Below are 16287 nucleotides of genomic sequence, written 5' to 3'. Positions count from 1 at the left end.
AACGGAATATGCTGTTATATTAAAAGAAAAATGTAATTTTGCCATCCGAAAATTGGATTTCTTTTACAGGAATTGCAATTTTGCCGAAAAGCTGTTTCACAGCATGGTCCTATAGCTCAGTTGGTTAGAGTAGCTGACTCATAATCAGTTGGTCCCTGGTTCGAGCCCAGGTGGGACCACATTAAATTGAAGCCCGACGCATAAGTGTCGGGCTTTTTGTTTTCTAAAAAGTTTTACTAGCACAATTCATAAGGGTTAAATTTTAAATATGCGGTTCAATTGAACATGTCATTCCACTACTTATAATTTATTTAAATAAAAGTAAAACTATTAAAAAAGAATATTTAACTATTATTTATAATAAGTATTACTTTTAATGGTGGTTTTGTATTATATATTTGCCAAAAAAAAAGAATGAAAAAGAATTTTATTATGACTATGGGATTGTCGGTACTGAGTGCATCGATTTTTTCTCAAGATTTAAATACAGAGGTTATTGAATTAAATACAAGTCAAATTTTGGTAGAATCTGTATTAACTAAAGAAGAACAACAGGCTTTAACACCACAACAGGTTTTTGAAAGTTTACAACTAGGTAACGAAAGATTTGTTAGAAGCGACCTTACGGCAAGAGACCATTCAGTACAAATCAGGGAGAGTGTTAAAGCCCAATATCCTAAGGCAATGGTACTTTCTTGCGTTGATAGTAGAGTGCCGGTAGAAGATGTTTTTGATAAAGGTATTGGTGATATTTTTGTTTCAAGAATAGCAGGAAACTTTGTGAATAAAGATATTTTAGGAAGCATGGAGTTCGCAACAAAGGTTTCAGGAGCAAAATTAATTTTAGTGTTGGGTCATGAAAACTGTGGAGCCATACACGCTGCTATAGATGATGTAAAACTGGGAAATATTACTAACATGCTTAAAAATATTCGGCCAGCAGTTAAGACTTCAACACTTTCGGAAGGACCTAAAACTTCAGACAATCGTTTGTTTGTGCATGAGGTAAGTGAAAATAATGTGAAACTGACCATGCAAAAGATTATTGAAAATAGTTTGCTAATTAAAGAAATGGTTGAGAAAGGAGAGGTTGAAATTAGAGGTGCTGTTTATGATATGGATACCGGAGTGGTTAACTTTCTTGAAGATAAAATAGACATGGAAAGTATACAAGTACAATAATTTATTTACCAATTTAAAAAATGTAAGTATTTGGTTTTAAGTAAGTCTTCCAAATACTAAAAAAGCCTTCACATTTGTGAAGGCTTTATTTTTTTATCTCCCCGCCACTGCATTACTAATTGGAGGTATATATGCCACTAGAGTTTCAGTTATTTTTTCTGAAACATCTTGTGAGTAAGCTTCAAACATTCCATAAAAAAGAATAGTTATACTTAAAAGTATAGCAAACACTAAAATTCGAAACTCTTCACTATTTCTTAAATCTTCCATCCCATCCAATTTGTTAAGAGTAAGTTAACAAATTTAATTGATTTAACAAAATGTTTAGAAGTTGGGGTAATTTAACGAAACAGTATTGCAATGGCCCCAATGGCAGTTACAACCAATATAAATCGGCGATACTGTTTTTCTTGAATGATTTTTACTAGTTGAATTCCAATTACCATACCTACAAAAATGGCAGGTAACAGTCTTAAATCAATTCGTAAACTTTCCCAGGAAATAGTTTTCCAAACAAAAATATGGAAGGGCATTTTAAAGGCATTCGTTATCAAAAAAAGCCAAGCGGCTGTACCTACAAATTCGTTTTTAGGTAAACGCATCGCTAAGAAAAATATATTACTAAAAGCACCAGCAAGATTGCCTATCATAGTACAAATACCAGCCAAAATACCTACCCCACCAGCAAATGACCAATGTTCTGGAACGCTTTTAGATTTTCTTTGGTCCCAGTAAATTAAAATAGCTAGACTAAGAAAAATAACGATTACCATTCCAATTTTAAATTGTTTTTCGGGTAAGTCTTTCCCTAACAAAACACCAATTAAAATTCCGGCAATCATCCATGGTAAAAATTGAAAAATATACTTCCACTGGGTGTGTCTGTTGTAATATATTACGGCAATAATATCTCCCACCAAGAGTAAAGGCATTAAAATACCTGTAGATTCTTTGGCACCAAAAGCAAGAGCTAATAGGGTAACGTTGAATATGGATAGTCCTTTTAAACCGGCTTTAGAAACCCCAAGTAAAAAAATTGAGGTGTAAGCCATGGCCCAAGCGGCCAATGTAATTTCGTTGGTTGGCATAAATGCAAAAATATTTAATAAATGCTATCTTTAGAGTTCAACCAAACTGAAATTATGAATATTCAAACGCTAGACTACGCCATAATTTTCGGCTTCTTCGCACTAGTTCTATTTATTGGGGTTTACGTCTCTAAAAAATCAGGAAAAAATACAACAGAATACTTTTTATCTGGTCGAAATATGCCTTGGTGGTTGCTGGGTTTTTCTATGGTGGCAACCACTTTTTCAACAGACACCCCAAACTTGGTAACCGATTTTGTACGTACCGATGGAGTCTCAGGCAACTGGGGCTGGTGGGTGTTTTTGCTTACAGGTCTATTGACCGTTTTTGTTTATGCCAAATTATGGCGTAAGTCAGATGTAAAAACAGACATGGAATTTTATGAATTGCGTTATGGCGGCAAACCTGCAGCCTTTTTAAGAGGTTTTCGATCCATTTATTTAGGTATTATTTTTAATGTAATGGCCATGTCTGCTGTAACACTAGCGGCTATAAAGATTGGACAAGTTATGTTAGGCGTAACTCCCATACAGACTGTTCTGGTCGCTGGAACTATAACGGTAGTATTCAGTGCTATAGGTGGTTTTAGAGGTGTAGTTTATACAGATTTTGTATTGTTTTTTGTAGCAATGATTGGCGCTATTGGCGCAGCAATATATTTAGTAAATATGCCCGAAGTGGGAGGAGTTTCTGCCATTTTGGAAAATGAATTGGTGCGAAGTAAAATGTCTATTCTACCAGATTTTTCAAATACAGAAGCTTTAATAACCATATTGATAATTCCGTTAGCGGTTCAGTGGTGGAGCGCATGGTATCCCGGTGGAGAACCTGGTGGCGGGGGTTACATTGCCCAGCGTATGTTAGCGGCTAAAGATGAGAATCATGCTGTAGGAGCAACATTTTTCTTTAATATTTTACATTATGCATTAAGACCATGGCCATGGATTTTGGTGGCTTTAGCCTCATTAGTTGTTTTCCCAGATTTAGAAAGTATAAAAACAGCTTTTCCTAACATTGAAGAGAGTAAATTAGGTCATGATTTAGCATATTCAGCCATGCTAACTAAACTTCCGACAGGTCTGTTGGGTATTGTACTAGCATCTCTAGGAGCTGCTTATATGTCTACCATTTCTACACATTTAAATTGGGGCTCATCTTATGTTGTAAACGATTTTTATAAACAGCAGGTAAATAAAAAAGCAAGCGAAAAAGAGTTGGTAAACGTAGGTAGAATAACCACGGTGGTATTAATGGTACTAAGCGCACTTTTTGCTTTGGCCCTAACACATGCAACAGAGTTGTTTGATATTATTATAATGTTTGGCGCTGGCACTGGATTAATTTTTATTCTTCGTTGGTTCTGGTGGAGAATAAATGCGTGGAGTGAGATTGTTGCTATGTTTTTTTCAGGTTTTATCTCAATTGTTTTTTGGCAATTAGATGAACCTTTGTTTTCAGGGGTAGAGGCTGTATTTCCAGCCTGGTCTAAGTTTCCATTAGTGGTGTTGTTAACAACTATTTTGTGGATAGCAGTTACCTATTTTACAAAACCAGAATCTAATGATGTTTTAAAAAGGTTTTATGAAAAAACCCAGCCTGGAGGTCCTGGTTGGAAACATATAAGAGAACAATGCAATATTGTAGATAAGCAAAAATGGACCGTGCCTTCTGGTATAATTGCCATGCTAGTAGGTTGTGTGCTAGTTTATGGTTGTTTATTTGCTACCGGAAATTGGATTTACGGTAACTATGGCTTGGCTAGTGGTTTAACGGTACTGGTTATAGTTTCAGCATTTATCTTAATAAGAGTTTGGTCTAAAATGAAAAATGTATTCTAATGAAAGAGCGAATTTTAGCTGTAGATATTTTTAGAGGCATGACCATTGTTCTCATGATTTTGGTTAATACTCCAGGTACATGGACCTATGTTTACGGTCCACTACGACACGCCGAGTGGCATGGATACACACCTACAGATTTAGTGTTTCCGTTTTTTTTATTTATTGTTGGATGCTCTATAGTTTTTGCTTACAAGAACAAAGAGACCACACCCAAAACCTATAAGAAAATTACATTGAGAGCACTAAAGTTAATTGGGTTAGGTATCTTTTTAGGGGCGTTTTTAATTGAACCCCCGTTTGTAAAACCTTTTGCTGAAATACGTTTTCCTGGGGTATTACAACGTATTGGAGTGGTTTTCTTTATAGCAGCAATATTGTTTTTAAATCTAGACTGGAAAAAGTTAATTGCTGTTACGGCTACCCTTTTGGTTGGATATTGGTTACTTATGATTTTAGTTCCTGTTGAAGGTGTGGCTTCAACTTTAGAGCGAGCACCTAATAACCTAGCCAATTGGTTAGATGTAAAGGTGTTTGGAACACACAATTATAAACCAGACTATGACCCTGAAGGTTTTTTAAGTACACTTCCTGCAGTTGCCAGTTCTTTACTAGGCATATTTACCGGCTTAATTTTAATCTCAAGACAGCCCAAAAAAGCTACCATTTTATTTGGTATAGGAGGCAGTTTTTTACTTATTGGTTATTTGTGGAATTTGGTCTTTCCTATTAATAAAGCTTTATGGACAAGTAGTTTTGTGCTGGTTACAGCTGGTTGGGCTAATATTGTACTAGCGCTTATCTACTATATTACAGACGTTAAGAAGCTTCAATTTGGAAGTATTTTTAGATATGCAGGCGCAAATGCCATAATTCTATACTTTTTATCAAGCTTTATAGCTAAGATTTTTGGGCAAATAAAAATGAATAATGAGCAATCATTTCACGGTTGGTTATTCACAACCATTTATGAACAACCTTTCTTGTCTGGACAAATGTCATCTTTATTATATGGCTTATCTGTAGTAGCTTTTTATTGTTTGTTGGCTTACGTATTATACAAAAAGAAAATATTTATTAAAGTCTGAATCACCACAAAATGTAAGAAAAAAGCTAATTGTACGTTAGTATTTCAAACCAAATTCTACATGAGATACAATTACTACCTCAATCTTCTTGCATTATTTTTTACGCTTCAATTTTTTGGACAGACCACAAACCAAGAAATTAATGCAGTTTGGGAAGCCGTTTTTAAAAATGACAGAAAGCAAGCATTAACTCTTGCCCAAGATCTTTCTGAAGATAATGCCATGCATATGATAACCAAAGAAATGGTTAAAAATGAAAATGGATTGTTTTCAACTGATGAAAAGTTTGCAAGCAGATTTAAACAACAAGAAGATTTTGAGTATTTTCTCTACGCATTTTGGTCGAGTCATTTCTTATTTCAAGATTATTTGAGCTCGGGGTTTAATAATACCAACCTTAAAAGTATTTATGAATTTGATGCCAAAGAAATAAATGAACCACTTACCAAAGAAGCTTTAGTTTATCTGCAATCTGTGGCTTATCGATATAAAAATGAGTGGGACAAGTACAATTCTTTAAACGCTTCAATACCTGCAATAAGAGAATGGCAGTTTTGTGGTGCATTTGAGAACTTAAATGGTAGCGGATTATCCACAGCTTATGCACCAGAATCTAGCGTATCTTCCACTACCGGTTATGATGCTAATAGCAATGGTACCATTAATTGGTATAACAATACAAATTTTAAGAGTGAATCATATCAGTTTATTGGCAATCATACAGAGTACGGGAGCAGTATAAACTACGCACAAACATTTATTGAAAGCCCTGTAGAACAACGTGTAACCATAAGAATAGGAGCTTCTGCAGCTTTTAAAGCGTGGCTTAATGATGTTGAAATTATAGAGAAGGAGGATAATTATACTAATGATATTGACGCCCATGTTGTAGCAGTAACCATACCTCAAGGTAGCAGTAGGTTTTTATTAAAGTTAAGTGATGTAGCCAGCACACCCTATTTTATAGTTAGAGTTACTGATGAAAATGGTAAGGCAGTAACCAATATTACTACTTCAGCAAAACCTAGAACGTACAAAAAAAGTAGCAAAAATGTGGTGAAGCCAACAGAACAATCACACCCTATTGAGGAGTATTTTGCAAAAAAAATTGCTGCCAATCCTGACAATTATTTCAATAAGATAGCTTTAGTTCGAACGTATTTAAGAAATTCAAAATATATTGAAGCTAAACCTATAGTAGGTGATTTATTAAGAGAGTTTCCTGAGAGTTCCTTTCTACGAGGTCTAATGATTCTTTGTTACAACTTAGAGTCTGACACCAATTCTGCTAATGAATTAGAGAAAAACATTGTAAAAGACGATAAGGAGTATTACATGTCTTATGTATACCGTCTTCAAGAAACAAACAAGCTTTTTAAAATGTCTATGGAAGAGTTTGAAGAATTTGTTGATGGGTTTAGAAAAGCCACAGATTATGATATGATTACCATTACGGCCGACTTATTTATGGCTGTACGTAAAAATGATAAAGAGGAAATAGAACAATTTATGGACGATTTAACATCAAATCACATAGACCATTTTTCTATTTTAAAAACTTTTGTAACCTTTTACTCCTCGTTCTTATCAAAACCAGAAAAAGAACAGAACTTCTACGAAAACCATCTTAAGAAGCATTTTGATTATAGCACATTAAAAACATTAGCCCGTATTTATGATGAAAAGGGGCAACAACCCAAAGTACTTAAGCTTTTTGAAAATTTGTATGCTAACTTAAATTATGACAATAACTATTTGTTAGATTATGCTAGTTACCTGTCTAAATACAAAAAGTATGACAAAGCAATTGAGCTATACAACCGAGCCCTAGAGAATTATCCATATTCTTTTACCACCATGCAAAAGCTAGGAGATATCTATTATCAATTAGATAACAAAGAGAAAGCACTAGCTTATTTTAAAAACTGTTTGCAACATAATGGTGGGTATAGTGCCGTACGTAAAAAAGTAGAAGACATTCAAAAAAATGGTGGTCAACTAAAAAAACTTCAAATAGAAGATGTGTACGCGTTCATAGAAGAGAAAAGAGTAGATGAGACCCCAAACAACTATGGCTACAACTACCTATTAGACGAAATGCTAGTACAGCTGTATGAGCAAGGTGGAGGAACATCAATGAATAGATATATCATTAAAGTGACTTCTAAAAACGGAATAGAATCACTTAAAGAATTTAATCTTGGTTTATCTGGGGGATACTCAATTATAAAGTCAGAAATAGTTAAAGAAGATAATTCTATAAAACCAGCCTCTAGAAGCGGTTCTAACCTGGTATTTAATGATCTAGAAGTCGGTGATGTAATAAATATAGAATACAGTACCAATTGGTCTAACAGCGGCAGATTTTTTAGAGATTACGTAGATTATTTTCAAGTAGATAGTTATCACCCAACCTTAGAGCAAAGAGTAGTGGTGATGGCTCCAAAATCGCATAGTTTTGACTACCGCGTTGTTAATGGTGAGGTACCTTTAGTTGAAAAAACAGAAGGTGATTACAAGATTTACGAATGGAAATTTACTAATGAAAAGCCATTGCCAACCTATGAAGATTACATGCCTGGTATAAGTGAGGTTGGTAGATATGTTCACGTGGGATCTATAAAAAGCTGGAATGATATTGCCTTATGGTATTCAGACCTGGTTAGACCACAAATGAAATATAATGATGAGGTTGATAAAGTTTTTAAGCAAATTTTCACCAAACCTTTAAGCTCGTATACAGACAACCAAAAAGCAGAGTTAATTTATAACTATATAGCAGAAAACTTATCATACAGTTTTGTAACCTTTAAACAAAGTGGTTACGTTCCTCAAAAGCCTTCTAAAACTATAAAAACTAAGTTGGGTGATTGTAAAGATCTTTCTACTCTATTTGTGGTATTGGCAGATAAAGCAAATTTAGATTCCCATTTGGTATTAGTACTTACATCTGATTACGGCAAACAAGCCATGATTTTACCAAATCAAGATTTTAATCACTGTATTGTAAAAGTGTTTATAGATGGTAAAGAACAATATTTAGAACTAACAGATAATACAATGCCCTTTAAAGCATTGCCACCAAGTTTAGAGTATGCAACTTTTTTAGATATACCTAATCATAGAGTACAACAGGTTAAAGAAGGCATTTACATAACAGAAAACCCAGATAGAATACTATCGACCAACAGCTCAAATGTTAGAATATACCTTGGTGATGATACCGTTCAGCCTATGGAGGTTGAAACTATTATGGGGGGTAGTATTAGTTCAGCGTATCGTAGAGTATTTAAAGAGAACCAAGGAGAGGTCGTTAATAAACAATTGGAAGAAGATTTTCAATCTAGAATAAATGCTGATGTTAGTTTAGATTCAATTTATAAGGTTACTTCTGATTATTTAAACCCAGAATTTAGGTTTACATCAAAATTGAAGTTAAATGAAAAACTTGAAGAATTTGGCAACACCAAAATTTTTAAGGTTCCATTTATAGCTAACCCGTATGATTCTGATTTAATTAAATACGAAAAAAGAGCTTACCCAATAGAATATGTCTTATACGAAAATGCAGATAGTTACAAAACGGTTATAGATGTAATTCCGGGTAACGGTGAAACATTTGTTGAGGTACCCAAAGATGTGGCTATGAGCTTTAAAGACCATAGTTATTCTATTCAGTATAAAATATTGAGTAATGGAAACTTGCAAATTATTAGTGAAGCAAAAACACCAAAGCGTAGAATAGAGGTTGAAGAGTATCCAGAGTTCAGAAAATATGTAAAGTCATTCTTAGATGCCCGTAAACGTATGGTAGGCTTTAAGAGAATTAATGGCTAGTTTTTACCCATTAAGCGCGCCACATATTTACCAATAACATCAAACTCTAAATTAACGGTATCACCCACTTTATAGTGCTGAAATCTGGTGTGTTCATAGGTGTAAGGTATAATAGCTACAGAAAAACTATGGTGTTTAGAATTCACAACTGTTAAACTAACACCATCAACAGTAATGGAGCCTTTTTCAATGGTTACATTATTTTTGGTCTTATCATAATCAAATGTAAACATCCAACTGCCATCTTGTTCAGTAATAGCGGTACAAGTGGCGGTTTGGTCTACATGCCCTTGAACAATGTGGCCATCCAATCGAGCTCCAAGTTGCATTGCCCGTTCTAGGTTAACCACATCACCAATTTGTAATTCACCCAAATTGGTTTTTATTAAGGTTTCTTGTATAGCCGTAACGGTATAATTGTTGTCGCTAATTTCAACCACGGTTAAGCAAACACCATTGTGTGAGACGCTTTGGTCTATCTGCAATTCAGAAGCCAAATTAGATGTAATAGTGATATGTAAATTTTCAGCTTCTTTTTTTAAATCTGCTACTCTTCCTAAATTCTCTATAATACCTGTAAACATGAAAAATCTGAAATTGCCTAGTTTTGTGTTACAAAAGTAGGCATTCGAGAAATAGCTATGGAAGAAGAAAAAAAGATTCGTTTAGGGGTTTCAATAGGAGATTTAAATGGTATTGGTTGTGAAGTAGCTTTGAGAACATTCGAAGATAACAGAATGTTTGATTTTTGCACACCAGTTTTGTTTGCTTCTAATAAAGTAATTTCTTTTCAAAAGAAACAGTTAGGCATCACTATTGACTTTAATGGAGTTGATAACGCATCAAAAGCTTTAGATAATAAACTAAATGTTGTTAATGTTTGGAAAGAAAATATCAAAACTGAATTTGGTAAAGCTACACCAGATGGAGGTAAATATGCAATAAAATCTCTAAGAGCTGCTGTAAATGCATTAAAAAATAATGAGATTGATGTTTTGGTAACAGCACCCATAAATAAAAACAATATTCAAGCTGACGATTTTAAATTTCCAGGCCATACAGACTTTTTAGCTCAAGAATTAAATGGTCAGAGTTTAATGTTTATGGTTACCGATAAGTTAAGAGTAGGATTATTAACAGACCATATTGCTGTTAAAGATGTGGCTAAAGCCATTACAACAAAACTCATCTGTGATAAGGTTAGAACAATGATGGCGTCACTTAAAATGGACTTTGGTATTCGCAAGCCAAAAATTGCACTATTGGGTATAAACCCACATAGTGGTGATAATGGTACCATAGGATTAGAAGACGACAAAATTGTAAAGCCAGCTATTGAAAAGTTATTTAACGAAGGAAATTTAGTGTACGGTCCATATTCTGCAGATAGCTTTTTTGGTTCTAATAATCATCAAAATTTTGATGCAATTTTAGCGGCTTATCACGATCAAGGGTTAATCCCCTTTAAAACACTTTCTTTTGGCAAAGGTGTTAATTATACGGCAGGGTTGTCAAAAGTGAGAACTTCGCCAGACCACGGAACAGCATATGAAATAGCAGGACAAGGTAAAGCAGACCACAACTCTTTTAAAGAAGCAGTTTTTTCTGCATTGGAAATTTATAAGAATAGACTAGACTATTTAGAATTAACTAAGAATCCACTTAAGAAACAGCCAACTAAAAAGTCAGCTTAAAAAATTGTTTAGTAAATTCATTTAAAGATAATTGGCTATTTGTCAATTAATAGTATCTTTGCACCCGCCTTTTAGGGTAGGGTCAAACCAAAGAAGCAAAAGATGAGGGCAAAGGAGTTTACAATTCCTTTTTCAGGATTAAAGATTGGAAGCCACGGGTTTGATTACAATATTGACAATTCGTTCTTTGAGTCTTTTGATTATCAAGAGTTTAACTCGGCTTCAATAGAGGTCAAGGCTAATCTTACTAAAACCAGCACCATGATGGAGCTTAGTTTACAAGCAAATGGTGATGTTAATGTAGATTGCGATGTTACCGGAGAACCATTTAATCTCCCAGTTGCTGGCAATTTACATTTGATAATTAAGTTTGGCGAAGAGTATGATGATTTAGATGATGAAATATTGATTTTACCTCATGGAGAAAGTCAAGTAGACATTTCGCAATATATTTATGAAATGCTCGTCTTGGCAGTACCTCAAAAAAGAGTACATCCTGGTGTAGAAGATGGCACATTGAAATCTGAAGTTCTTGAAAAGCTTGAAGAATTACAACTAAAGGAAGAAAAGAAAAACAAGGATACGGACCCTAGGTGGGACGATTTAAAAAAATTATTAACAGATAAGTAGGAAACCATGGCACATCCTAAAAGAAAAATATCAAAAACTAGAAGAGACAAAAGACGTACGCATTATAAAGCTGTTGCTCCAACTTTGGCAACAGATAGTACTACTGGTGAAATTCACTTGTACCATCGTGCACACTGGCATGAAGGTAAACTTTACTACAGAGGTAAAGTGCTAATTGATCAAGCTGAAGAAGAAACAGTTTAATCAGTAGTTGAAACAAATTTAACTCCCAATTCCAGTTTTGGATTTGGGAGTTTTTTATTTCAGTCAAAAAAATGCTAATTGGCTCATTTTTGCTTAAAAACTCGTAAAAAATCACTATTTTTCGATGCTTTTGCGCCAATTTTCATTCATTTTAATCAAAAACCAAAATTAGAATGACAAAAAGGACAGCAGCGATTACCGCTGTAGGTGGGTATGTGCCAGATTTTAAGTTAACCAATAAAGTTCTTGAGACTATGGTTGACACAAATGACGAATGGATTACATCAAGAACCGGAATTAAAGAAAGAAGAATTTTAAAACAAGAAGGGGCAGGAACCTCTTTTCTTGCCATTAAAGCTGCTGAAGACCTTATTGCAAAAAGAGGGTTAAACCCTGAAGAAATAGACATGGTGCTTTTAGCTACAGCAACACCAGACTTGCCTGTTGCCGCTACCGCAGCTTTTGTTGCTTCAGAAATAGGCGCTGTAAACGCTTTTTCTTATGATTTACAAGCTGCATGTTCAAGTTTCTTATTCGGAATGTCGACTGCAGCTAGCTATATAGAATCTGGCAGGTATAAGAAGGTGCTGTTAATAGGCGCTGATAAAATGTCATCAATCATTGACTACACAGACCGTACTACTTGTATAATTTTTGGAGATGGAGCAGGTGCAGTTTTATTTGAACCTAATGAAGAAGGCCTTGGGTTGCAAGACGAGTATTTAAGGACGGATGGTGTTGGAAGACAATTTTTAAAAATTGATGCCGGCGGCTCTATTTTACCAGCGTCTAAAGAAACAGTTGAAAACAAGCAGCATTACGTTTATCAAGACGGTAAGACAGTATTTAAGTTTGCAGTTTCTAATATGGCTGATGTTTCTGCTGAAATAATGAAACGCAATAATTTGAGCCATGAAGATGTAGATTGGTTAGTGCCGCATCAAGCCAATAAACGTATTATTGATGCAACCGCTAATAGAATGGGTGTTGACCATGACAAGGTTATGATGAACATTCAACACTATGGAAATACTACATCGGCTACGTTACCTTTATTGTTGTTCGACTATGAAAGTCAACTCAAAAAAGGAGATAATTTAATTTTTGCTGCCTTCGGTGGTGGTTTTACATGGGGCTCAATATATTTAAAATGGGCTTATTCAAAATAATCAACTTACTAAATCAAAAATAGGATGGACATCAAAGAAATTCAGAGTTTAATCAAATTTGTAGCCAAGTCGGGTGCAAGTGAGGTAAAGCTAGAGTTGGAAGACCTTAAGATTACTATTAGAACAGGTAGTAGTTCTGGTAAAGCTGAAACTACGTTTGTTCAGCAAATTCCTGTCGCAGCAGCGCCACAAGCTCCTGCCGCTCCAGCACCAGCTCCAACAGCTGAAGCTCCAAAAGCTGAAGTATCTAGTTCAGCGGAATCAGATGATTCTAAATACGTTACCATTAAGTCACCAATTATTGGAACTTTCTATAGAAAACCATCGCCAGACAAGCCAACGTTTGTTGAAGTTGGTTCAGACATTAAACCTGGTGATGTACTTTGCGTTATTGAAGCAATGAAGTTATTTAACGATATTGAATCTGAAGTATCAGGTAAGATTGTTAAAGTATTAGTAGACGATGCTACACCGGTTGAATTTGATCAACCACTTTTCTTAGTAGATCCTAGCTAAAATTCCACATTTCTGTTATCAATCCAAGTATTGATAGTGGTTTTAATGGAAATTTTGGTTCCTTAAACTAAACAATATGTTCAAGAAAATACTCATTGCAAATAGGGGAGAAATTGCATTACGTGTTATACGTACCTGCAAAGAAATGGGGATAAAAACTGTAGCTGTTTATTCAAAAGCTGATGAAGAAAGTTTGCACGTACGTTTTGCAGATGAAGCAGTTTGTATTGGTCCAGCTCCTAGTTCAGAATCCTATTTAAAAATTCCAAATATTATTGCAGCAGCAGAAATTACTAATGCAGATGCAATTCATCCAGGATACGGGTTCTTATCAGAAAACGCCAAATTCTCAAAAATTTGTGCTGAACACGATATTAAATTTATTGGTGCTTCAGGAGAACAGATAGAAAGAATGGGTGATAAAGCAACAGCAAAGCAAACCATGAGAGAAGCCGGCGTACCTACTGTACCTGGTTCTGATGGCATATTAAAAGATGTTGCCCACGCTAAAGAAGAAGCAGCAAAAATGGGATACCCTGTAATGATAAAAGCTACTGCCGGTGGCGGTGGTAAGGGTATGCGTGCCATTTGGTCAGAAGAAGAAATTGAAAAGAATTTCGAGAGCGCAGTGAATGAAGCTAAAGCAGCTTTTGGTAATGGCGGCATGTATATGGAGAAGCTAATAGAAGAACCTCGCCATATCGAAATTCAAATTGTTGGAGACCAGTTTGGTAAAGCTTGTCACCTATCTGAAAGAGATTGCTCAGTTCAGAGAAGACACCAAAAACTTACTGAAGAGACACCTTCACCTTTTATGACAGATAAATTGCGTGAAGAAATGGGTCAGGCAGCAATAAAAGCTGCAGAATATATAAAGTATGAAGGTGCTGGTACTGTTGAGTTCTTGGTAGACAAACACCGCAACTTCTATTTTATGGAGATGAATACACGTATTCAGGTTGAACATCCAATTACAGAACAAGTAGTTGATTACGATTTAATTAGAGAGCAAATTTTGGTTGCCGCTGGGGTTCCAATTTCAGGCACCAATTATTATCCTAAATTACATTCTATAGAGGTTAGAATTAACGCAGAAGATCCTTATAATGATTTTAGACCTTCTCCTGGAAAAATAACAACTTTACACATGCCTGGTGGCCATGGTGTACGTTTAGATACACATGTTTACAGTGGATATATTATTCCACCAAATTATGACTCAATGATAGCCAAATTAATTACCACTGCACAAACGCGTGAAGAGGCAATTAAAAAAATGAAAAGAGCTTTAGATGAGTTCGTAATAGAAGGTATCAAAACAACAATACCATTCCACCGTCAACTAATGGAACATCCAGATTATTTAGCGGGTAATTATACCACTAAATTCATGGAAGATTTTGAAATTGACGAAAAATATGCATATTAATAATACAGCCCTGATAAACTAATTTATCAGGGTTTTTTCTTATGAATTATAGTTATTGGGAATATAAGCAGTGGTTGTCAAACATTGACTTTACTATTGTTGGAAGCGGTATAGTAGGGCTTTCAGCCGCATATTTTTTAAAAGAAAAATTTCCCAATTCAAAAGTTCTCATCCTAGAAAAAGGCATGCTACCACAGGGGGCAAGTACTAAGAATGCTGGTTTTGCTTGTTTTGGAAGCGCTTCAGAGGTTTTATCAGATTTAAAATCACATACCGAAGAAGAAGTTGTTACGTTGGTAGAACAGCGTTTTAAAGGCGTTAATTTGCTTTGCTCTATTGTTGGTAAAAAGCAAATAGACCTACAAATTAACGGTGGGCATGAACTATTTCTAGATACTCAAGAAGAGTTATATCAAAACAGTTTAGAGCAATTGGCTTACATTAATAGTTTGCTAAAACCCGTTTTTAAACAGAGTCCATTTCTAGAAACACCAAACCATTTTGGTTTTCAAAATATTGCAAACAACTATATTTCTCACAAGTTTGAGGGCCAATTAGATACAGGCAAATTAATGCACGCGCTTCTAAAAAAAGTTGTAAGCAAGGGGGTTATACTACTTAGTAATAGTAAAGTTAATGGCTTTACTCAGCTTCAAAATAAAGTTGAGGTAACCACAACTAAGTTTAAGTTTTCAACGTCGAAACTATTTGTAACCACTAATGGATTTGCTAGCCAATTAATTAACGAGAACGTTGTACCAGCTAGAGCACAGGTATTAATAACTAAGCCAATAAACAACCTTAAAATAAAAGGTACTTTTCATCTAGACCAAGGCTATTATTATTTTAGAAATATAGACAATAGAATTTTACTAGGTGGCGGTAGAAACTTAGACTTTAAAACCGAAGAAACAACCAACTTTGGCCATACGGAGCTAATTCAAAAAGAATTAGAGCGATTATTAGCTGAGGTTATTTTACCAGACATAGCGGTAGAAATAGAACACCGCTGGAGCGGTATTATGGGCGTTGGAGCACAAAAAAAACCAATAATAAAACAGCTTTCAAACAATGTTTATTGTGGTGTAAGAATGGGCGGTATGGGAGTAGCTATTGGCAGTACGGTTGGTAAAAACTTAGCTGAAATGGTATGAGCAGTAATTTAAAAAAACAAGCTTTTGCGTTTGTACATTCCTACAGTACTCAAAAAGTGAAAAACATCAATAATCAGTTATCACAACTAGTAGAAGCCTTAAATTCTGAAACTAAAAGTACCGCAGGTGATAAGCACGAAACTGGTAGGGCCATGCTTCAATTAGAACGAGAAAAGTTAGGAAATCAACTTGCCGATGCTGAGAAAAGTATTAGCTTTTTACATCGTATTAATTTAGAAGCTTCAAACTCAAAAGTTGGTCTTGGAAGTTTGGTTTTCACTTCAAACGGTAATTATTTTATTTCGGTTTTTGCGGGTAAATACCAAGTAAACAATAGGGTCATTTTTTGTATTTCTAACGTTTCTCCAATTGGACAATTACTTATGGGAAAGAGTGAAGATGATAGATTTGAATTTAATAATAAGGAGTATGAAATACGTAACGTTTACTAGGCTAT

The 16287-nt window shown here is 34.8% G+C and carries 15 protein-coding genes and 1 tRNA gene; 13 read left to right on the top strand and 3 right to left on the bottom strand.

Features of this window, described 5'->3' with window-relative positions:
• Positions 1 to 105 precede the first annotated feature (105 nt).
• Together H5V42_RS06030 and H5V42_RS06025 are read left to right on the top strand one after the other, a co-directional pair.
• Positions 106 to 179 (top strand) — tRNA-Ile (locus H5V42_RS06030).
• Positions 180 to 414: 235 nt separating this feature from the next.
• Positions 415 to 1182, top strand: coding sequence for a carbonic anhydrase family protein (locus H5V42_RS06025; RefSeq protein WP_185782228.1), 768 nt, complete (start codon positions 415 to 417; stop codon positions 1180 to 1182).
• A 93-nt stretch (positions 1183 to 1275) separates the two neighbouring features.
• Here the strand turns inward: H5V42_RS06025 and H5V42_RS06020 are convergent, their stop codons facing one another.
• Both H5V42_RS06020 and H5V42_RS06015 read right to left on the bottom strand, forming a co-directional pair.
• Complete coding sequence (locus H5V42_RS06020; RefSeq protein ID WP_185782227.1) at positions 1276 to 1452, bottom strand: hypothetical protein; 177 nt, start codon at positions 1450 to 1452, stop codon at positions 1276 to 1278.
• A 71-nt stretch (positions 1453 to 1523) separates the two neighbouring features.
• Positions 1524 to 2270: a sulfite exporter TauE/SafE family protein gene (locus H5V42_RS06015; RefSeq protein WP_185782226.1), complete on the bottom strand. Its 747-nt coding sequence runs from the start codon at positions 2268 to 2270 to the stop codon at positions 1524 to 1526.
• Positions 2271 to 2324: 54 nt separating this feature from the next.
• On the opposite strand from H5V42_RS06015, the gene H5V42_RS06010 reads away from it, so the two are divergent.
• From H5V42_RS06010 to H5V42_RS06000, 3 genes are read left to right on the top strand one after another with little or no spacing between them, the layout of a single operon-like run.
• Positions 2325 to 4109 carry a sodium:solute symporter family protein gene (locus H5V42_RS06010; protein WP_185782225.1) on the top strand — a complete coding sequence of 595 codons (1785 nt, stop codon included), beginning with the start codon at positions 2325 to 2327 and terminating at the stop codon, positions 4107 to 4109.
• A complete protein-coding gene (locus tag H5V42_RS06005) occupies positions 4109 to 5197 on the top strand; it encodes an acyltransferase family protein (RefSeq protein ID WP_185782224.1) in 1089 nt (362 codons plus the stop codon). Before H5V42_RS06010 ends, H5V42_RS06005 begins: the two co-directional genes overlap by 1 nt.
• 60 nt (positions 5198 to 5257) lie before the next feature.
• The gene (locus tag H5V42_RS06000) at positions 5258 to 9034 is read left to right on the top strand and encodes a DUF3857 domain-containing protein (protein ID WP_185782223.1); all 3777 of its coding nucleotides are present in this window, start codon (positions 5258 to 5260) and stop codon (positions 9032 to 9034) included.
• Here H5V42_RS06000 and H5V42_RS05995 read toward each other — a convergent pair.
• The gene (locus H5V42_RS05995; protein ID WP_185782222.1) at positions 9031 to 9618 is read right to left on the bottom strand and encodes a riboflavin synthase; all 588 of its coding nucleotides are present in this window, start codon (positions 9616 to 9618) and stop codon (positions 9031 to 9033) included. The genes H5V42_RS06000 and H5V42_RS05995 overlap by 4 nt on opposite strands.
• 57 nt (positions 9619 to 9675) lie before the next feature.
• On the opposite strand from H5V42_RS05995, the gene pdxA reads away from it, so the two are divergent.
• From pdxA to H5V42_RS05955, 8 genes are all read left to right on the top strand, one after another.
• Positions 9676 to 10728, top strand: a complete 1053-nt coding sequence (pdxA, locus tag H5V42_RS05990) for a 4-hydroxythreonine-4-phosphate dehydrogenase PdxA (RefSeq protein ID WP_185782221.1) — start codon at positions 9676 to 9678, stop codon at positions 10726 to 10728.
• Between the two features lie 102 nt (positions 10729 to 10830).
• Positions 10831 to 11358 (top strand): YceD family protein, encoded by a 528-nt coding sequence (locus tag H5V42_RS05985; protein WP_185782220.1) that lies wholly within the window; start codon positions 10831 to 10833, stop codon positions 11356 to 11358.
• 6 nt (positions 11359 to 11364) lie between these two features.
• Positions 11365 to 11562, top strand: a complete 198-nt coding sequence (gene rpmF, locus H5V42_RS05980) for a 50S ribosomal protein L32 (RefSeq protein ID WP_185782219.1) — start codon at positions 11365 to 11367, stop codon at positions 11560 to 11562.
• 173 nt (positions 11563 to 11735) lie between these two features.
• Complete coding sequence (locus H5V42_RS05975) at positions 11736 to 12731, top strand: beta-ketoacyl-ACP synthase III (RefSeq protein WP_185782218.1); 996 nt, start codon at positions 11736 to 11738, stop codon at positions 12729 to 12731.
• A gap of 24 nt (positions 12732 to 12755) precedes the next feature.
• A complete protein-coding gene (gene accB / locus H5V42_RS05970) occupies positions 12756 to 13247 on the top strand; it encodes an acetyl-CoA carboxylase biotin carboxyl carrier protein (protein ID WP_185782217.1) in 492 nt (163 codons plus the stop codon).
• Positions 13248 to 13323: 76 nt separating this feature from the next.
• Complete coding sequence (accC, locus tag H5V42_RS05965; RefSeq protein ID WP_185782216.1) at positions 13324 to 14676, top strand: acetyl-CoA carboxylase biotin carboxylase subunit; 1353 nt, start codon at positions 13324 to 13326, stop codon at positions 14674 to 14676.
• Positions 14677 to 14717: 41 nt separating this feature from the next.
• Positions 14718 to 15830, top strand: coding sequence for an NAD(P)/FAD-dependent oxidoreductase (locus H5V42_RS05960; RefSeq protein ID WP_185782215.1), 1113 nt, complete (start codon positions 14718 to 14720; stop codon positions 15828 to 15830).
• Entirely contained in the window at positions 15827 to 16282 is a 456-nt protein-coding gene (locus H5V42_RS05955; protein WP_185782214.1) for a GreA/GreB family elongation factor, read from the top strand. Before H5V42_RS05960 ends, H5V42_RS05955 begins: the two co-directional genes overlap by 4 nt.
• The last annotated feature ends 5 nt before the right edge of the window (positions 16283 to 16287 follow it).

Source organism: Croceivirga lutea, from assembly GCF_014235875.1.
In the GTDB taxonomy this organism is placed as follows: Bacteria; Bacteroidota; Bacteroidia; order Flavobacteriales; family Flavobacteriaceae; genus Croceivirga; species Croceivirga lutea.
This window is presented reverse-complemented; position numbering and strand designations above follow the sequence as displayed.